Here is an 18037-nt window from a genome sequence, read left to right as displayed (position 1 = left end):
GATCGCCTAAAAGCCTGCTCCACGGAGCAGAGACGTGTCCCAGGAAATCTACCGCATCGAAACCGTCGCCCCCGAATCCGAAGGAGGCGGGCTCATCCGCCGCCGCATGGTGCGGGTGGATTCCTTCGATGCCGCCAAGGCCATGGCCCAGCGGACCTTTGCCCTCGCAAGACGTCCCCATGCCGCCGGCCCGGCGGTCGCCATGGTCCGCGTGACCAACGGGGCCGGCTACGAACTCTTCTCCATCTCCATCGACGATTGAGGCCTGTAAGGCTTCGACGAATCAGATCCGACGCTCGGGCACGATGACCGGCTCGTCGGAGATGGCCGGTCGCGCATCGGGCGCGCCCGCTTCTTCCCGCGCGGGACGAGGCGGGAAGGCGGCGGGCACGTTCGTGTTGGCGGGCGACAGGCGTTTTTCCAGAAGGGCTATCTGCCGGGCAAGACCGTCGATGCTGGCCTTGAGCGCAAGGACATCCGCCGCATCCGGAACGGCCGAGGGGGAGGGCGGTGCCGTCGCTGCGACGAGCACCGGCTCGCGCCGGGACATGTCGGGCGCGGCTCGCGGCAGCTCGTGGGGATCACGGACACGCGAACCGAACAGGCTGCGGATCGCGCGCCACGCGAGCCAGACCACGCAAAGGGCCACGAAAGCCATGGCGGCCCTAGGCGCAAGGTCGGTCATCAATTCCGTCATGAAAGTCTCCTTTGCGGCCGGGCTAAACGCGGAGTGTGGTGACTTTGCGGTGCTCCCGGACCGGGGAGGCCGGCGGGCAGGCGCGCACCGCGCCGGAATCTCCCCCGCGAGGTCGTAGATCGGAATTGCCGAACCGGCCTCCGCCCGATGAGCTATTCTGTGTTTCCGCCGGCGGATTGTCCGAGCGGTGACGCATGCCCGGCGAAACGGGAGGGGTTCTGTCATGGACGTCGAGCAGAAGGTTGCCGCGCATTACAGCCACGGTTCGCTCGAGCAGATAATCCTCAAGGCGTTGACGGAGAGCGGCAAGGACGTCGACAAGCTTACCCCCTCCGATCTCTCGGCGGCCGACGAATTTCACCTCGGTTGGCGCGCCGCCACCATCGAGCTCGCGAAAGACCTCGGCCTCTCGCCGAATACCCGGGTTCTCGATATCGGTGCCGGCATCGGCGGACCGGCGCGTTATTTCGCCGAAACCTTTCGCTCGCCGGTGACGGGGGTGGATCTGACCGACGACTTCGTCAAGGTCGCCAAATCCCTCACGCGCCGCTGCGGGCTCGATGATCTGATCGACTTCCAGCAGGGCAGCGGCCTTGCGCTGCCTTTTGCGGATCAAAGCTTCGACGTGGCGACGCTCATCCACGTGGGCATGAACATCGCCGACAAGGCCACCCTGTTTGCCGAGGCGCGGCGGGTGCTGAAGCCCGCCGGTCGCTTCGGCGTCTACGACATCATGCGCAACGACGACAGCGAGCTGCCCTATCCGATGCCGTGGGCCGCCACGGCAGACACGAGCTTCGTCGAACCCATCGGCACCTACCGCGAGCTGCTCACCCGTGCCGGATTCCGGATCGAGAAAGAACGGGACCGCAGTGAGCTGGCCCTGAGGCTCGGCCGGGAGATGCGCGAGAACACCGAGCGCTACGGTGCGCCGCCGCTGGGGATGCACGTTCTCATGGGCCCCGCCAGCAAGGAACGTCTGATGAACGTGATGAGCAGCCTGTCCCGCGGCTCCATCGCGCCCGTCGAGATCATCGCGGTGGCCGCTTGAGATGGGTCGAGCGGCGACCTCGTCCGATCACCGGCGGTCCTGTCCAAATATCACCGGGCGAAGCTGCGTGTCATAGGCAACCGTCAGGTCGGTCACCTGCAGTTCACTGGGAAGCGGCAGATAGGAAAGCGTAAACCGACTGGCGGCTTACGCTCAAACCGCCCCGCTGCCCGATCAAGCGCGCCATACGGCCTAGCTGAGAAGCGAGTAAACCCGTCGTCGGAAAGGCTGCCGATCCGCGACAACCCACGCTGTTCGACCAGCCACACCTCATATTAGACGGAGAGCCAGTCTTCTGGATCAGGATGGACGGTCTGATTTTTGCACTTCAGGTGGCATCCAGGAACGGCCGCGCTCCGCAAAAGCTTGAACGACGTTGCCAATACGCTCTCGAGAGTTAGAAGAAGACGAACGCCACAACTATGAGACCACCGACCACCACCATGACAAGGCCGCCAATTAACATCGGGAGCAAGCTGTTACCAGAATCCCGCGATGGATCCGTGAACGTAATGGGTCGGTTCTTATCGTCAGGATCAACCATCTGCGCACCTACTCAGGGGCCGGCAGGGCAGGCACCCGCCCCGACGCGGATGATATCAGATTTAGCTGGGAAACTCCCTTGGGTTTCGACGCGTCAAGGCGGCGGGGAATCCGAAGCGTCAGCGGCTACTACCGCTGCGCAGGGAACTCCCACCAGCCCCGAGACATACTTCGAGAGCCGTAACCAACATCGTGGCGCGCAAAAAGAACTGATTCGATGTGGAACCTCCATTGCTCGATCGCTATTGGAGGCAGCTTCTAGGGTATAATCGGCAAGGTTTTCCCCGACTCGACTGGAATTTCCATGCGGCTCTCGATCATCGGCATCTTGTGCCTCCTGGGAGCGCCCGCTTTATCGGAAGAGCCAACCGGCAGCACACCGCCGCGAACCGAAATCAATGGCGGCTTTCGGACGAACACAATCAACGGCGTGCGGGTATGGAGGCCATTCCCGCCCCCGCCCGCGCCTGTTGTCGTAGCGTCGCCTCCGCCGCCTAACGTCGTCATCAACCAAGCGGCGCCGGCTGTAGAGCCGACGGTCGCCTTGCCGATCTACGTCCCGGGATACCATCGCCAGCGGCCGCATTTCGTGCCGCCCCGGTACCGACCAGCGCGACAGCAGATGCCGACGCCAGGGCGCTCCGGGCGTTCTCAGTGGCATAACGWGCGGTGATGGGCGCGGTGGCCGGCCGGAGCGCCGCCAGTAGGTATAGGAGACATTCCTCCGGCTTTTCGATCTCCCTCAGGTTGGAGGCCGGATGTTTGACACACACCCGGCCTTTTCGCCTCAATCGGCAACCCGTGTTTTCGACACGATATGCGGCCTGCTGCCGGAAGATGATGACGCTACTTGCCTGGTAGTCTGTATTTTGCCGCTGCCTTGCCGGCGCCCGCAAAAACCTCCTTGGCCTCTGAGGTTGTGAACGCTTCCGTCGTCTCATTGTCAGTGATGCTGCCGGCGGCGGCCGCCGCCAGAATGGCCGCTGTAGCCTGCTTGGCGCTGGGCGCCTCCGTGATAACCAGGAAGTCATACCGGCCAAGAGTGACATAGAAGTTCAAGAGCTTTGCACCGGCGGCCTCGACGAGATTTCGAATGGCCGGCATGCGATCCTCAGGGTTGGCGACGAGGTTCTTGATGGATTCTGCCGAATAGCGGCCGCGGGTGATGTAGATCGGCATCCGATTTCCTCCTGGTTTTGACCGGGGCTCTCGAGCGTCCCTAACGGGTTCGAGGGTGGTCCTCCTCAACCCGCTCGTCAACAGCTGGAGGGCCATCTCTCGTCGACGGGACCCTTAATAGCCCGTCAGTCCAGGTTGCAGCGGATGTCAAAGTACTTACAGTTTCTTTCGCGGGAAGGTTGGGAGCGATGAATGATTGAAGATATTGTCAACCTTCCGAAGATGTCGATCAGGATCGTCGATATCGGGGCTGCCTTTTTCGGTCAGGCGCAGCCGTATCAGAAGTTGCTCGATCGTGGCTTGGCAACGCTTTTGGCTTTTGAACCGGACGCGGAAGAGAGGGAGAAGCTGCAGAGGCATCTTGGGTCGCAAGCCAAGGTGCTGCCATATGCTGTGGGGGATGGACGACCCCACACGATGCATATCTGTCCAGCGGGGCTTGGTATGCACTCCTTGTTCGAACCGGACCCGATCAACCTGAATTTTTTCAACAACTTCGGGGCGTGGGGTGCGGTCGAAAGGAAAGTGGAAATCGAAACCATCAGGCTCGATGATTGTAGCGACGTCGACGAGATAGATTACCTCAAGATGGACGTGCAGGGGTCAGAGTTGATGATCCTTAAGAATGGTGAGACCAAGCTGTCATCATGCTCCATGATGCAGATTGAGGTGTCGTTTATCACTCTATACAAACACCAACCTGCCTTTGGCGATATTGATTGTTATGTGCGGCAGCGCGGTTTTATCCCGCATTGTTTTTCAGAATTGAAAAAATGGTCGATCGCGCCGACGCGGCTGGCGGATGATACCCGCATGCCCTTCAATCAACTCCTCGAAGCGGACATCGTCTATATGCGGGATTTTCTGCATGGCGAAATCGATGATCTTGCCCTGAAAAAATTGGCTGTCGTCGCTCACTATTGCTACGCGTCTCCCGATCTCGCCGCCAGATGCATCATCGAGCTCCATACAAGGGGCCTGGTCCCGGCTGATGCGCAGAGACATTATTATGAAAGCCTGCTCGTTTCCGCATGAGCCGAGCCCGGCTCGCAGAAATGTGCTTGATCGCCTTACCTCGTACCGGGACGCCGGACGGAACAGATAGCGTTGCGGTCTTCCCGTCGAAGATCGTGACGTTGGCGGCGCAATGTTCGGACGGTAAGCTCAGAGAGCGCATCTGCTCCGCGACGCGCACTGGAACGATGGCGCAGGCTATGCGAAGCGCGTGCAACAGCGCAGCCTCAACTCACTAGTTTTTGCTCGGGTCGTCCGCGGGATTGACGTAAGTAATCGCGAACGGCCCCTCTGAATCGATCTGCACCACCGTTTCTGTACCCATGAATGCGAAGTGGTTCATGGCCGCGGGCAGATCGACAAATCCGCCACTCCCCAATTTAGCCGCCTTGGCTTCGTCGAGCTTGTCCCCCATCCCGAAGTGAAAATCGCCGGAGATGACCGTCACGCGCTCGGCAGTCGGGTGCTGATGCGCTGGGATCTTGTAGCCCGCTGACGCCTTCAGCCTGATAGTGAAGGGTCCCGCCTTGTTCGGGTCACCCGACAGGACGGACATCTGTGCCCCTTTCGGCAGGACGTTAGGTGCGGGCATCCATTGCAGATCGTCTCCCCGCATAGCCCGCCCTACCTTGTGGTCTTGCGCTAGCAAAATGCCGGGAGCAGCTAAGAAAAAACTCGTTGCGAGGGCAATAATACCGGTACGCATGGCTGCCTCCTTAACGCTGGCCCGAAAAGACGGGGTCAATGCATCCGTGAGAAGCGCCCGGAGGTCTCTAGTTGCCACGGGATGGGTTTCTCGTCGATCCCAGGCTTTCCGGGCCACGCCAACGCAACAGGAGTGGCAAACGCGTTCAAGCCAGCATGGGAAGGGTCTGCCTGAGGGGATAGGCTGTCAAGGAAAACAATAGCCACGCCCGGCTCGTAAGCCGGGCGCATTCAGCACGCGTAACTCAGAGCTTTCAAGCCGCGCGGTGGACGGGTTGTGCCGGTGTTTTCGTCTGGGCACGCATGGTTCGGGTTGCCTCCTCCGCCAGTTCACCCGTTAGCTCGACGATACGTCTGCTGTTGTCGAACGTCTGCAGCAAGTTGTCGCGGAAGAGAGACGTCTGAACTTCCATGAGTTCTGGAACCGATCGGCATTGTGCCAGTCTGCTGAAGCCCTCGATGTTCTTCTGCAGCCGCATCTGGCCCAATGCGAACCATTCGAAGGACGTTTTCTGGACGCTGCGGGCCACAACCGTGCCGGATTGAGCGACGGCTTGGAGCTGTTGCGAGGTTTGATCTCCGAGGCCCTGCGGATTTCTGAACAGGTTCATCGCCTGTTCGGTGGAAAGACGAGCCATCTCCGATACCGTACTGAGACCAGTCTGCACCGCCTCTTGCGCGGTTGAAGCCACTGTTCGCACTCCTTCCGCTCCGGCGCGCACGGTTTCTGTCACATCCCCGGCGACCTGCCGTACGAGTTCAACCTGGTCCTGAGCACGGCCAGTCTCGGCCCGCTTGGACTCCTGGATGCTCGCCATTTCATCTTCGACCTTTTCGACAACGGCTTCGGCCTCCTCGTCGCTCAACACTTTGAGGACCGCCGGAAGCAGTTGTTTCTTGTCGTCGCGGATGTGCTGCTGGAAGACTTTACGGAGCTCTGCGACCTTTCCGAGGAACTCGCCATTGTTCTTGGGCATGCGCTCCAGCTCCGAGATGAGTGCGCCCGTTTCTTGATTGTCGCTTCTGGCATCTCGCACCAGGTCCGGCATCCCGTGCTTCGTTAAGACCGGAAAGAGGTGCTGTTCCTGGAGGCTGGCCAGGAGCTCCAACTCCTCCTTGAGGTCTGTGAGCAGCCGCTCACGAGCTTTGACGGCGTTGCTGGATGTGGCGAGGAGCTGCTCAATGAGCTCGTTCGCCTTATCCGGCGGCGATTGGCTGAATTTTCGAGTGCTGGTCATATTCCCTCACAAAATATAAACTTTGCCCCAGCGGGGCGAGACAGGGCAGCTAATATGCTGCGACCCTATGGGGAAACCGCTGACGCCCGTTACGTTCCCTTCTCGCTGCCCGTCGCGCGACAGGGTAGGAGGGGGCCCAGGCTGACCTTCTCTGTTGCCTTCCGATTGAAAGCCCTTGGCCATCAACCCAGAGTCAGAGCTTCTGTCAGCCTCTGATTCATCGAAGCGGCGGTATGGAGATGGGCGCCCCAATCCGCGGAGGCCAGGTACCTCGTCTTCAATTCGCGCGAGCCCTGTCGCCYGGAACGAGCACCGAGCAGCGGGCGTTTCCTTCCACGAATGGGAGGCCGTCGATGACCACACTGAAAGCCAGCGATCAGGAGAACAAGCCCGATATGAAGAGCGATGCTGCTGAAAACTCCGAAGAGCGCGAGGACGCGCGACTCGACCACGGGATCAAAGAATCCTTCCCCGGTAGTGATCCGGTATCCGTGAAGGTGAGCAAGTATGCTCCCGGCGATTTAGCTGGCGAGGGTAAAACGGCGCCGGAAGAGGAGGGTGTTATACCGGGTGTTGTGAAGCAAGCCCGAGAGGCCGCAGGCGCTCTGTCGCAAGGAGCCCGGGCCACCGCCGACGATCTGCTCTCCAAACGCGATGAATACGCCATGTGGTTAGAGGGCAGGATTCAGCGGGGGAGAACCGCAGCGGGCGATACAATTCGGCAGCATCCGGTGGGGGTGGCCGTAATCGCAGCGCTAATCGGATGCGGCGTCGGTTTAATTGCCTATGAAATCATTGCGGCCAAGAAACAGCGTCGGCCTCGACACGGCTAAAACTGAAAAAACTTGACCGACAAGGTCGTCCGGCCCCGCTGCCGCGTTCATCAAATTGAGGAAGAAGTCATCACCCTAGAGCCGGACAGCTCGATCGGGCGACGCGTCATGGTGGGGACCGCCGGTTGGTCCATTCCGTCCGCATCGGCTGGAGGTTTTCCAGCCGAGGGCTCGCACCTGGTGCGTTACGCACGCGTGATGTCGGCCGTTGRGATAAATTCGTCGTTCCACCGGCCACACCGATTCAGCACCTACCGGCGGTGGGCGGAGGCGGTGCCCAGCGACTTCCGCTTTGCGGTTAAGCTTCCCAAGACGATCTCGCATACCCACCGGTTGGTCGAGGTGAACGATCTGCTAGACACGTTCGCCGCTGAAACAGCGGGGCTAGGCGCGAAGTTGGAGGTCGTGCTGGTCCAGCTGCCTCCGAGCTTCTCGTTCGACGTGAAGGTCGCGAACGCTTTCTTCGCTGCGCTCGCACAGCGCATGGATGTGGTAATCGCGTGCGAACCGAGAAACGCGACCTGGTTCACGGGAGAGGCGGAGGCTTGTCTAGCGAGCCACCGCGTTGCCCGCGTGGCGGCTCACCCAGTGTTGGCGGGAGGCGGGGATCGGCCGGGAGGCTGGTTGGGATTGCGCTACCACCGGCTGCACGGTGCTCCGCGCCTGTATCATTCCTCTTACGACGAGCCCTGCCTACGAGATCTAGCGAGATCTCTGCGCGCGCAAGACAGCGTAACCTCCTCGCAGTGGTGTATATTCGACAACACGGCCTCCGGCGCAGCTACCGCCAACGCAGTAGCGCTCCGGACCATCCTTGATGTCTGAGACGAGCCTGCCCGATAGCGATCCGGTGTCCGGCGATCGAGGTGAGCGCGGCTTTTGCACTTGGCTTACGCGGCCATCGTGCGTCTGGGATCGGCCGACACTTTGATTTCCTCGAGGAACTGGGCGCCGTGATTGGCTCCTTGGCTCCAAGCTACACGCGACCTGACCCTCAAACCCCTGCTCGGAATTTCCAACTCGAACTCAGGCGGTAAGGCAGAGACATCGGCGAAGTAGATTCGGGCTCCTGTGCCAGACAGATCTCGCACGGTGCAATTGAGGACCGAAGAGCGATTATTGAACAAGATCCGTCCCGGGAGGTTGGTGTGCTCGACCCATGAAGATGTGGGATATGCCTTCTCTTTTGCCACTTCAACGAATTGGGCGCCGTGATTGGCTCCTTGACTCCACGCCACACGCGACCTCATTCGCAGACCTCTGTTTGGAATCTCCAACTCGAACTCAGGCGGAGGTGCGGAGGCATCGGCGAAATAGATTTGGGCCCCTGTGTCAGACAGATCTCGTACGGTGCAATCGCGAACCGAAGAACGATTATTGAACAAGATCCGTCCCGCCAGAAGGGTGCGCCGGCGCGGACTCGAACGACGCTCATCCATCTCATCCATCGATGTTGTCTCTCGATTGCTGTGGTTCGGTTAGAACCTTTGCACAGCCAAGGTAAACAATCGGTAGCCGTTCAGGAATGAGCCTTAGCTACTTAGTGGAAACACTTCTTTGGCGGGAACGACCGTTGCGGCGCCCCCAAGGCTGTCTCCCGCGCAGATGGAACATGTGAATCCTGGTTTAGAAAAGCTATCGCTTCACGTGCGTAGAGGAAGAAAATATGTTTGATGAACAGTCGTTCCGATTCCCACGAATGTGCGTCGTCCTGCGCCTCGTAGAAGGCACGCGCAACGTTCTCAACTGGATCCAATGAAGCCCCCCGGCCACAAGAAACGCCTTCGCCAGCACTACCTTTTGCGCTCTGACTCGTCGTTGCGAATCATGCGAGGATTTGTCTGGCGTTGCAAAATTAGAAGCGTTTTTTGTGCCTTTTACAAGGAATCGGAAGAGGTAGCAGACGATTCAAAACGCCGTGCGAACAATGACTTCGTTTCCCGACTGATGCAGCCTTGTGACGAGTTTCGTAATTGTGCGGCATAGCTGATCAGGAGAGTTCTGCAGGCGGGTGGTGTCGTTTCCTCGGTTCCTCAAATTGCTATGCGCAGGCCGGCCTCGCAGGCACACGGTTCGTATCCGGATTCGTATCCAGTTCGCGCAGGCTGAAGGCTTCGAGGATTCTAGACCGACATCCAATGCCAGCCGTGTTCAGCGGGTGAGTTCTCGCGGATGAGTACCAGGATGTACTCGCCGTCGCTGTGGTCGCACTGATCCACGTCGTCGAGCGCGCCGTAAAAAGGGCTATAGCCGGTCGCGGGCGTTTCGGGCACCGTTCGGGACTCGTTTCACTGACCCCGCTCCTCGCATGAGTCGAATTGGATTGTATGGCTGGGTTAATGTTTCCTCCGCTCGATGCCACACCTGCATCAACACCGCCTGACGCTCGCAAGGGAAAAATTCGACATGACCTTCACCGCTGGAACTGACATTGTCGATCGCCTCAAGGCCGCTGCGGAACAGGAAGAGGGTATCGACCCTGCCGAAGCTCAGGCGCTGTTCATTGAGGCAGCCGAAGCGATTGAGCACCTTCGGGATCTGCTGCCGTCGCTCGAGGCGTCGGAACTCGAGCACGCAAAGCCCCGAGGCAATGCGTAGGTCRGGCTTCCGATCAACAGCCGATCTCTTCCTTGATGGCTTCCACCTGATTCAGCGAGCGGCAGACGTTCTCGCACGGGATCCCATCGCTGTCCGCATCAGCCCGCTTATAGCCGCCGCACCACATTTCGACCGCCTCTCGACAAGTGCTTGCGGCCTTGCAGGTTCGGCCGGCCTGAGCGACCACGAGGCGGCCGGGAACCCATTGCACTTGCGCGCTTGCTGACAGGAGGCCGAGGGCGAGAATGACTACTGCAAGAAGGGAACACTGCGTTTCATGCGGGATCTCGTGTGCCACGGCGCCAATCCCACGGCATTACGAACCGCCCGGCCCAAAGACCTCGCTTGCCGGTTCGCGCGGCCGTCTGGTTTGCCATATAGCGGCCATCCGAGTAGCGCCCATATTCGACCGCCCAACCCTGACGAACCAGTCCGGCGCTCAAATCACGGCCGTTGACCATACAAACCGCAACCACGCGCCCATACCGATCCCGATCGGTCTGCTCGCAAACCGCGTGACCATTTCGGGTTATCAGCTCCTGGAGTGCTTGGGCGGATTTAGGACCGAATAAGTATTTCTGGCTCGCCTCGGTCTGGCAGGTTTGCCGACCTTCAGGAGCATCGATCCCGTAGAGTCTAATGCGGGCTTCCAGTCCCTCCAGCGCGATCGTGTCACCGTCGATGACCTGTGCGCGCCCCCTGAAGGATTGTGCGATCGCGATCGACGGGAGCAGGAGGGCGAAGACGAAACATACGAGATAGCGCATAGAACTTGATCGCCTGATTTTTGTCTTTCCACAAGGTCAAGCTGTCCGGACTAGGCTCGTTCTCACCATCGGCGTCGCGTGATCCGAAAGAGATCGCGAGTTGCCTGCTGGCCTTTGGTGACTCACTGGAAATTGCACATCAGAGCGCCGCAATAGGCGTATCTCTGCAGCCATAAGCAGCCTCTATCGTGCATCCGGTTAAGGTTCGATAGCGTCGAAGTACGACCGTGGGGGATTACGCCGGGAGCAACGTCAACTCCAAAACGAGCTTGCTCTTCGACGCAGTAYCCTTATGCTAATTTTTCCTATGGCGAGATGCGGGGCGTCATGGGCGAAGTACACCAGTTCGGAAGGCGTCAATTCGCCCAACGTCAACCCAGTCGTCCGAAAAAACGTGTTGCTAGAGTGAGGCGTGGCCGTCGCCGTTGGCTCTCCACGCTTCTCGGCACCTCCCTGCTAATAGGTCTATGTGCATTCGAATTTGGCTTTCCGCTCGCCGGCTGCTCGGTGAAGGGAAATATTAGCCGCAATACGGGTGCACGGATCTATCACGTGCCAGGGCAAGAGGACTATCTGACGACAAGGATCAATTGGTTCGCCGGGGAGCGTTGGTTCTGTTCGGAGGCAGCTGCTAGCAATGCCGGTTGGCGAAGGGCGAGGCGGTAACATGCTCCTTGCTTCGCGACGCGGCGGGTGGGTGCGGAACCCTCTGGAAGCGGGACGGGGCTCACCCATTGCTCCTATAGCGGCCTTAGGTGAGTTGGCTTCCCAGGCTCCTCTTTGACATTGGTCGCGCTTTCGGAGCGGCCAATCTCGACGAGTCGCAAGGCTCCCGCGATGAGGAGGATGGCGACCGGTTTCATCAGCATGTCCCAGGTGACGTGTGTCTCGACCTCCACCATGTCGGTGGCGAAGTCCACGACCAAGTAAACCAGGGTGACCTCGATCAGGGTGATCTTCAGTTCGCTGATCCCGTCCACCCGCATCCACTGGGGCAGCTTGGCCCGGGCCGTCTCGGGAAGGTCGATGGCAAAGCCGAACGTGATGGCATAGGCAAAGACGATCAGCACGAGCCCGAACAGAAACGCATCGGTAGCTTGCATCACCGAAGCGACGACCGATAGGCCTTCCGTTTCGGTCAACAGAAAAGCCAGGCCCAAGGCACGGGCCAGCTTCGCGCCGCCCTCAATGAACATCAGGATGGACCCAACGGCAGCCCCAAGTGCCGCAAGAAGCGTGACCCAACGTAGGGACAGGACGAAATGGAGCATTCTGGTCACATGGCTCCGACTGGGCCATCGTCTCGTCAGTCTTGGCCCGACAGGATGAGTCTAGCAGAAGGACGCTCTGCCGGAAATTGCGATCACCTTCAAAATGGTGCCCATCCGGCCCGTCAAGCCTCTAGGTCGGCGAACCGAGGCTCATGCTTGGGATCGGATTGATTCGGAGGTCCTCCCACGGCAGCAGGGTCGTTCGAGGACAATCGAGCGCAATTCTGTCGCTATTGCCAAGCAGAATTTTGGACTCGTTCTTTTCGGCCAAGCACGCGAACATTACACACCTACCCTAGTCCTCGCGAACGCGCTTGAATGATGGGTGTCGAAGGATGCCTTCCGTAGTCCGGCCGCGGTATTCCACCTCGACGAACCTCTACGGCTTCCTTCCACGGATCCCAACCAAGAGGTCGGAGCGATTCACCCGAAGGCCATGCCGGTTCTCCTCGCGACAGAGGAAGAACGCGACGTGTGGGCGCGGGCGCCGGCAGACGAGGCCCTGGGATCGCATCGCCCGTTGCCTGACGGAGCCTTGCAGATTGTCTTGAGAGTGGAAAGCAGGACGGGCTTAGTCCAATTTCGACCGTCTAACGCTCCCAAACGCAAATCTTGCTAATCTTTTCAGCGCGGGTTCGGGTGGCTGCATCCCATTCGACCACAACTGCCACGCCGAAAGCCATCCGGAGGAGTACTGGATCTACGTCTCCACACGCTGCCGCCTGACGGCACAGTCATCACCTCGTGACGTCCTTTTTTGGGGTTGAGTGCGATCCCGGGGCTCTTGGTCTCGAATGCAAAGCAGCTGCGTGAATACGCGTGCGCCAAAGGCGTGGGCCAAGGTATTTCGGGTCCGGTTCTGAGTGTGTCTTAAATCCTTGGGCCTCGACAAAAGACTTCACCGGATCATGCAATTCTCGCTCGTGGCACCGTGAATAGTCAGCCACGTCAAATGCGATGCTGGCGGAAGCATCCCGGCTGTATCCCATCGAAATGTCTATCTCGATCACTCGCTCTATAGAGCCAACATCGTATTGACCGCTTGCGAGGTCGCCCACGAGCGCCGAGCGGTTTGCCCCGTCGAGCGTGGTTTCGTAGATGAAATGCTCACCCTTCGGGCCCACGGCCTGAACAAAATACATGGCGGTCATTACGCCCTCCGAGCTGCAGGTTCGCGATCTGCTTTTGAATCTTCGTAACAAAAAGAACTCAGCCGCGAAACTCGGGTTCCGAATCACATGCCGTCGACCGTCAGCTGCGGCCACCCCGGATGACCTCCAGGAGGTGGAGGCCGGGAGGATCGTCCGGTGGATCGTGACCACCAAGGTCCACGAACCAGGCCTTGCATTGGGATGGTACTCGCCTTTCGTCGAAGGCGATGCGGTTGATCACGTCCGACTGGATAGGTCGAGATTGCCGCCAGTCTCATGGGCATGCGGTAAGAAGAGGTAAGGCCAGCGGCGTTGCGAGCCGGTCCGCTGCCGCCAAACTTAGTTCGCGGCGTATCTCCCGGAATGAGCACCGATCGAGGGGCCCGGGAGTGATCGAACGTCGAAGCCGCCGGATCGGCCAAACCGGACGGGAAAGCAGGGCATACGCGCCTCGCTCAGCAGTTTAGAGGCGCGGTATATCCGAAACTTCATCAGGCATAAGTGGAGGCACATCTAGCGGCTCACTCTGACCGGGCACCTCACTCGGAGATCCCGGAGGGATACCTGCCGGCTCATCGTTACTTGGTAACCCGGGCGGCACAGGAGGCGGCACTACCGGCTCGGGGCTAGGTGCGGGCACATCCGGTTGCGTGGGCGCCGGCCCGTCAGGCTGGGATAAATCGGACATGAAAAGCTCCGTAGATACAACCTAGAAGCCGCGGAGGCCGCTTGTGTTCCCCTCCGGTTAACGAGTTACTGCGTCCACCCTTCGAACGCACACACCGCGGCCATCATAACAAAGGCCGCACCGAGTAACAGGAAATCAAACCCAAAACTGTCCATGATAGAACCTGCGCTTCAGCGAGATTATTACGCGGGTGCCGATAAACCGGGGATGAATGAGCGCCATTGGAGCCGGACGGCGGACTCGACTCCCGACTGCGGGTTGGCAACAAACATCGCTGACTTCATCCGAAGCCACGGGGTGATGGTCGAACTCAAGGTCGATGAAGGACCGCCACGCGCCCTCGAAAAAACAGCATGTGTGACAGCGGCCCTGTCTCTGACGAAGCTTGTCGGACAATCAATACGAAAACAACGCCGAGTTTGTGGACGAAATTCCTCGCGAGTGCTCCCAGATGTAGCCGGGATCTCCGATACGGCCGGCACTGCGGAGAGGGCGAACGAGCCGGTCGTGGATCGCGACATCAGTCCAGAGAGCTCATCGAATGTCTCCAAGGGAACTTCCGTTTTCCGCCGTCAGGAAGAGGTTGATTCAAGGCCCCGCCGTTGTTGTCGATGTCAACGAGCTGATGATCCCACCCTACCGCTAGCCTTCCGACGGCGGGGACGATTTACATCCGCAAACTCTATCCACGCGGGAGCATGATCGCTTGCGTGATCCCACCCCCGTACCGGGCGATCGACCCCGGCCCGAACGAGACGGTCAGCGACGGCTGGCGCGAGCAGAAAATGGTCAATGCGCAACCCGGCGTCGCGAGCGAAGGCGTTTCGAAAATATTTCCAGAACGTGTAGATGCGTTGATCCGGGTAAAGCTGTCGAAGCGCGTCTGTCCAGCCTTGCTCGACCAGATTCCGATACGCGGCGCGGACCTCTGGCCGGAATAAGGCGTCGTCCTGCCATCGGTCGGGAGCGTAGACGTCAAGGTCGGTGGGGATGACGTTGAAGTCTCCAGCCAGAACGACGGGGACTTCGAGTTCCAAGAGAGATGTGGCATGATCGGATAGCCGCTGCAACCAGCGGAGCTTGTAGTCGAATTTCGGGCCCGGAGCAGGATTGCCGTTCGGTAGATAAAGGCAAGCGATGATCATGCCGTCGACCGCCGCCTCGATGTAGCGGCTGTGGGTGTCATCCGGATCGCCCGGCAGGCCGCGCCGGGTTTCCAACGGCGCCTTGCCGCGCGATAGAATGGCAACGCCATTCCAACTCTTCTGGCCATGCCAGATTGCGGCGTAGCCAGCCTTCTCGATTTCTCGAATGGGGAATCGGTCGTCGGGTGCTTTCAATTCCTGCAGGCAGACAATGTCGGGACTGCTTTCCTCGAGCCAACGGAGGAGGACCGGAAGACGGCCGTTGATTCCGTTGACATTGAAGGTCGCAATTTTCATCGCCGGCCCTGACCGATGAGCCCGATGGTCCAGGTCGCGACGCGATTTGCCATGGTGACGAGGTGGTCGGCAGCGGTGAAGCCAGAGACCGTCTTGCGAGGCTTGAGTTCATGGTTACCGTCTTCGAGCCAGGCGATCTCGATTGCCTTGGAGAGCGCGTAGGTGGCGACCTCCTCACGCGTGCCGAAGGGATCGCGTGTCCCCTGCACAATGAGGGTTGGAGTCTGCATTTCGACGAGATGCGCTGTACGCAGCTGATCAGGTTTGCCGAGCGGATGGAACGGATAGCCGAGGCACAACAGCCCGGCGATCCTGCTGGAGGCGTGGAGCTGGTCAGCTACCATGCTGGCAACGCGGCCACCCATTGATTTTCCGCCGATCACCAGCTCGCCCATCGGGTCCAGCGCGTCGATTGCAGCGATGTACTCCGATTTGAGTGTCTCCGCCCGTGGAGGTGGTTTCCTGCCGAAAGAGCTGCGGCGGGACGCCATGTAGCCGAATTCGAAGCGGGCGACGCGCAGACCCGCGGTGGCGAGGGCAGTTGTAGCCGCCTTCAGCGACGCCGAATCCATCGGCGAGCCAGCTCCATGAGCCAGCAGTATGGTGAGCTTCGCTTCGTCGGGACCGTTGAACAGAAACTCAGTCATTTTTTCAAATTGCCATTTGGTAATCGCCGAGCCGGGCCAATCGGCTCGCGCATTTCCCGTACGCCCCGGTTGTGGTGCGTGCCGCGATACGATCAACGCAATGTGCCTCGGTATTCTAAAGGATACAGCCAGGGTCGCCTGCCGCGGATCGGCGGCGCTCCCGACGAGCGGCCGACTCACCGCCCTTGTGCTGGAGACGGTGGCACGCAGGATCGGGCGGCGGGGTGTCTTGACCATCCGTCGAGCGTGACTCCGCTCCTGGCGTGAGTCGAATCGGACTATGAGGCGAGGTTACGTTTGATCAGAATGCTAGAATCCGTAGTGAGGCGGTACGTTCCAGTGCTCACGCATCTCCTTCTCACGCTTGCGGTCGCGCCAGAGTTTTTCGTGGCTGGCGGGAGCACTGTTCAGTTGTGTCGGTGTGATGTCGGTGCGGTACCCGCCCAGGCTCGGGTCATAGTCGAGTTTCTCCCAAGGAATGGTGTGCGCTTGGGCTCCGAGCCTCAGAAAGCCACCGAACGTCATGACAACGTAGACGACACGGCCACTTACCTTTTCGATGATAAGGTGATGGATCGTGCCGATGTGCTTGCCAGATGGTTCGTAGACGCGCGTGCCTTCCACCCGACTGCTCTCAATGAGCGGATGTGAAGATGGTGTCGTACCAGCTGGTGTTGCTTGTTCGCTCATCGCAAATTCTCCACGGCAGGCGGAGAAACTGACCTAGATTATGGCAGAAGCGCCTTATCAACAAGTTGCACTTCCGGTAGCTTGCGCGACGTGGGGTGTGCGCAGGGTCGCGGTCAGGCTCACGTTGAGGTGTGCGGAGGCACCTTGTGAGCCGCTACTCCGAGCCCTGGTCCGGCGCTTTCTCCCCGTGGCGCTCGGCAATCTCGGCCCAGGCCTCCCACTGCCGGGCTTTGACCAATAGCTTCTCCCGCACGTCCCAGAGCGAAATCTGGTTCGCCGTTGCTCTGGCGTCCTGGGCCAGTCGACGATACTCGGCCGCTTTGTTGTCCATGCTGAAATCCATCACAACCCCGTTGCCTCAACAAGCTGAAGCGTGGAAGGTTCAAGGTTCCGTAAAGATGCTTCCGCGAAACTGAACAGCGCCATTTTTGCGCGATGCTGTTCCTCCCACTGCTCTGCCAGCAGGTTATGCTTAGCTCCAAGCTAAGATATATCGCACGCGAGGTGATTCTATGAAGCGGCCGACTTTCCTCGGGAGTCTCGGTGGTGCGATCGCTGCATGGCCGCTGGCCGTCGGAGCACAGCCCGGCGAAGTTCGCACCATTCTTTGGGTGTCTACGGAAGCCCAGCCTGATCCCTTCATCGACGGCTTCAGAGAAGGCATGCGAGAGCACGGCTACAGTGACCAGACCCTCGCGTTCACACTCCGCTATGCTCCTGGCAACCCGGGTGCACTTCGCGCGATGCTGCCGGAGCTCCTCGCCCTCCCAGCAGATCTGATCGTATCGAGTGGGCCCGCCATCATCGCGACGAGTGCCGTGGCGACAAAGCCCGTCCTGTTCGCGATCAGCAGCGATCCGGTCGTCCTTGGCATTGCCGAGAGCCTCGCTCGTCCCGGACGCAACTTCACCGGCATCACCTTCCTGTCGCTCGATGTAGCGCAGAAGCGCGTCGAGCTCCTCAAGGCGCTGATGCCCCGTCTGCGAACCATCGCCGTCCTGTCCAACACCACCCATCCCGGCGAACAGCTTGAGTATGACGCCACCAAGAGGGCAGCGGAGGCTCTTTCCTTGCGCCTCGTCTATGCGCCCTTCGTTTCCGGCGCGGACATCGACGCTGCCCTGGAGCACGTGCGGGCCTCGCGTCCTGATGCGATACTCGCCTTCCCCGGCGGAGCCACAAGGGTGCACAAGGTAAAGATTGCTGAGTTTGCGAAGGAGCATGGCTTGCCGTCCATGTTCGGCTCGCGCGAGCACTGCGAGGTGGGAGGCCTTGCGAGCTATGGGGCGAACCAGCGCGCCACCTATGTGCGACTTGCAGCCTATGCGGACAGGTTGCTGAGGGGTGAGAGTCCCGGCGACCTTCCAATCGAGCAGCCGACAATGTTTGAGCTTGTTCTCAACGGCAAGACCGCGCAGGCGCTCGGGTTCGAGATCCCGACAAGCGTTCTAGTCGGCGCCGACGAGGTGATTGAGTGATCGCCAGTGTGGTTCCGCTTCGCTGGGGTTCGCTGGTTGCATATA

At 59.9% G+C, this 18037-nt stretch carries 23 protein-coding genes; 8 read left to right on the top strand and 15 right to left on the bottom strand.

All coding sequences use genetic code 11. The features are described from left to right. Positions 1 to 34 precede the first annotated feature (34 nt). Positions 35 to 262, top strand: coding sequence for a hypothetical protein (locus AC1DVM_RS09855; RefSeq protein ID WP_477254087.1), 228 nt, complete (start codon positions 35 to 37; stop codon positions 260 to 262). Between the two features lie 21 nt (positions 263 to 283). Here AC1DVM_RS09855 and AC1DVM_RS09850 read toward each other — a convergent pair whose 3' ends face one another. Then, a complete protein-coding gene (locus tag AC1DVM_RS09850; RefSeq protein ID WP_477254086.1) occupies positions 284 to 697 on the bottom strand; it encodes a hypothetical protein in 414 nt (137 codons plus the stop codon). A 223-nt stretch (positions 698 to 920) separates the two neighbouring features. Here AC1DVM_RS09850 and AC1DVM_RS09845 point away from each other — a divergent pair, with 223 nt between their 5' ends. Beyond that, positions 921 to 1748, top strand: a complete 828-nt coding sequence (locus tag AC1DVM_RS09845) for a class I SAM-dependent methyltransferase (protein WP_477254084.1) — start codon at positions 921 to 923, stop codon at positions 1746 to 1748. A 1389-nt stretch (positions 1749 to 3137) separates the two neighbouring features. Here the strand turns inward: AC1DVM_RS09845 and AC1DVM_RS09840 are convergent. Further along, positions 3138 to 3470, bottom strand: coding sequence for a GYD domain-containing protein (locus AC1DVM_RS09840; protein ID WP_477254082.1), 333 nt, complete (start codon positions 3468 to 3470; stop codon positions 3138 to 3140). Between the two features lie 192 nt (positions 3471 to 3662). Between AC1DVM_RS09840 and AC1DVM_RS09835 the strand changes: the two genes are divergently transcribed. Continuing rightward, positions 3663 to 4505, top strand: coding sequence for an FkbM family methyltransferase (locus AC1DVM_RS09835; protein WP_477254081.1), 843 nt, complete (start codon positions 3663 to 3665; stop codon positions 4503 to 4505). 214 nt (positions 4506 to 4719) lie between these two features. Here AC1DVM_RS09835 and AC1DVM_RS09830 read toward each other — a convergent pair whose 3' ends face one another. Both AC1DVM_RS09830 and AC1DVM_RS09825 read right to left on the bottom strand, forming a co-directional pair. Further along, on the bottom strand, positions 4720 to 5190 hold the full coding sequence (locus AC1DVM_RS09830) for a cupin domain-containing protein (RefSeq protein ID WP_477254079.1): 471 nt from the start codon (positions 5188 to 5190) through the stop codon (positions 4720 to 4722). A gap of 253 nt (positions 5191 to 5443) precedes the next feature. Continuing rightward, a complete protein-coding gene (locus tag AC1DVM_RS09825; RefSeq protein WP_477254077.1) occupies positions 5444 to 6427 on the bottom strand; it encodes a phasin family protein in 984 nt (327 codons plus the stop codon). Positions 6428 to 6780: 353 nt separating this feature from the next. On the opposite strand from AC1DVM_RS09825, the gene AC1DVM_RS09820 reads away from it, so the two are divergent. Both AC1DVM_RS09820 and AC1DVM_RS09815 read left to right on the top strand, forming a co-directional pair. Next, complete coding sequence (locus tag AC1DVM_RS09820; RefSeq protein WP_477254076.1) at positions 6781 to 7260, top strand: hypothetical protein; 480 nt, start codon at positions 6781 to 6783, stop codon at positions 7258 to 7260. 12 nt (positions 7261 to 7272) lie between these two features. After that, on the top strand, positions 7273 to 8085 hold the full coding sequence (locus AC1DVM_RS09815; RefSeq protein ID WP_477254075.1) for a DUF72 domain-containing protein: 813 nt from the start codon (positions 7273 to 7275) through the stop codon (positions 8083 to 8085). Positions 8086 to 8150: 65 nt separating this feature from the next. Here AC1DVM_RS09815 and AC1DVM_RS09810 read toward each other — a convergent pair whose 3' ends face one another. Both AC1DVM_RS09810 and AC1DVM_RS09805 read right to left on the bottom strand, forming a co-directional pair. After that, the gene (locus AC1DVM_RS09810) at positions 8151 to 8699 is read right to left on the bottom strand and encodes a PilZ domain-containing protein (RefSeq protein ID WP_477254114.1); all 549 of its coding nucleotides are present in this window, start codon (positions 8697 to 8699) and stop codon (positions 8151 to 8153) included. A gap of 684 nt (positions 8700 to 9383) precedes the next feature. After that, positions 9384 to 9533 carry a hypothetical protein gene (locus AC1DVM_RS09805; protein ID WP_477254074.1) on the bottom strand — a complete coding sequence of 50 codons (150 nt, stop codon included), beginning with the start codon at positions 9531 to 9533 and terminating at the stop codon, positions 9384 to 9386. A gap of 133 nt (positions 9534 to 9666) precedes the next feature. Between AC1DVM_RS09805 and AC1DVM_RS09800 the strand changes: the two genes are divergently transcribed. Continuing rightward, positions 9667 to 9858 (top strand): hypothetical protein, encoded by a 192-nt coding sequence (locus AC1DVM_RS09800; protein ID WP_477254073.1) that lies wholly within the window; start codon positions 9667 to 9669, stop codon positions 9856 to 9858. Between the two features lie 13 nt (positions 9859 to 9871). On the opposite strand, the gene AC1DVM_RS09795 is transcribed toward AC1DVM_RS09800, so the two are convergent. Next, the gene (locus AC1DVM_RS09795) at positions 9872 to 10156 is read right to left on the bottom strand and encodes an excalibur calcium-binding domain-containing protein (RefSeq protein WP_477254072.1); all 285 of its coding nucleotides are present in this window, start codon (positions 10154 to 10156) and stop codon (positions 9872 to 9874) included. Next, entirely contained in the window at positions 10134 to 10625 is a 492-nt protein-coding gene (locus tag AC1DVM_RS09790) for a thermonuclease family protein (RefSeq protein WP_477254071.1), read from the bottom strand. The genes AC1DVM_RS09795 and AC1DVM_RS09790 overlap by 23 nt, the downstream gene beginning before the upstream one ends. Before the next feature lie 315 nt (positions 10626 to 10940). Here AC1DVM_RS09790 and AC1DVM_RS09785 point away from each other — a divergent pair, with 315 nt between their 5' ends. Continuing rightward, entirely contained in the window at positions 10941 to 11291 is a 351-nt protein-coding gene (locus AC1DVM_RS09785) for a sunset domain-containing protein (protein ID WP_477254069.1), read from the top strand. A 74-nt stretch (positions 11292 to 11365) separates the two neighbouring features. Here the strand turns inward: AC1DVM_RS09785 and AC1DVM_RS09780 are convergent, their stop codons facing one another. From AC1DVM_RS09780 to AC1DVM_RS09750, 7 genes are all read right to left on the bottom strand, one after another. Further along, the gene (locus tag AC1DVM_RS09780) at positions 11366 to 11896 is read right to left on the bottom strand and encodes a YqhA family protein (RefSeq protein WP_477254113.1); all 531 of its coding nucleotides are present in this window, start codon (positions 11894 to 11896) and stop codon (positions 11366 to 11368) included. 295 nt (positions 11897 to 12191) lie between these two features. After that, entirely contained in the window at positions 12192 to 12263 is a 72-nt protein-coding gene (locus AC1DVM_RS09775) for a hypothetical protein (protein ID WP_477254111.1), read from the bottom strand. A 370-nt stretch (positions 12264 to 12633) separates the two neighbouring features. Then, positions 12634 to 13047, bottom strand: a complete 414-nt coding sequence (locus tag AC1DVM_RS09770) for a hypothetical protein (RefSeq protein WP_477254067.1) — start codon at positions 13045 to 13047, stop codon at positions 12634 to 12636. Between the two features lie 1302 nt (positions 13048 to 14349). Beyond that, positions 14350 to 15177: an exodeoxyribonuclease III gene (gene xth, locus AC1DVM_RS09765; RefSeq protein ID WP_477254065.1), complete on the bottom strand. Its 828-nt coding sequence runs from the start codon at positions 15175 to 15177 to the stop codon at positions 14350 to 14352. Next, positions 15174 to 15824 carry an alpha/beta hydrolase family protein gene (locus AC1DVM_RS09760; RefSeq protein ID WP_477254109.1) on the bottom strand — a complete coding sequence of 217 codons (651 nt, stop codon included), beginning with the start codon at positions 15822 to 15824 and terminating at the stop codon, positions 15174 to 15176. Before AC1DVM_RS09760 ends, xth begins: the two co-directional genes overlap by 4 nt. Before the next feature lie 309 nt (positions 15825 to 16133). Then, positions 16134 to 16514, bottom strand: coding sequence for a PRC-barrel domain-containing protein (locus tag AC1DVM_RS09755; RefSeq protein WP_477254063.1), 381 nt, complete (start codon positions 16512 to 16514; stop codon positions 16134 to 16136). Positions 16515 to 16668: 154 nt separating this feature from the next. Continuing rightward, positions 16669 to 16845: a hypothetical protein gene (locus AC1DVM_RS09750; protein ID WP_477254061.1), complete on the bottom strand. Its 177-nt coding sequence runs from the start codon at positions 16843 to 16845 to the stop codon at positions 16669 to 16671. A gap of 181 nt (positions 16846 to 17026) precedes the next feature. Here AC1DVM_RS09750 and AC1DVM_RS09745 point away from each other — a divergent pair, with 181 nt between their 5' ends. Then, positions 17027 to 17992: an ABC transporter substrate-binding protein gene (locus AC1DVM_RS09745; protein WP_477254059.1), complete on the top strand. Its 966-nt coding sequence runs from the start codon at positions 17027 to 17029 to the stop codon at positions 17990 to 17992. The last annotated feature ends 45 nt before the right edge of the window (positions 17993 to 18037 follow it).

This window comes from Microvirga sp. P4_A5, from assembly GCF_056402495.1.
The sequence above is the reverse complement of the archived record's forward strand: the minus strand, read 5'-3'. Positions and strand labels throughout refer to the sequence as shown.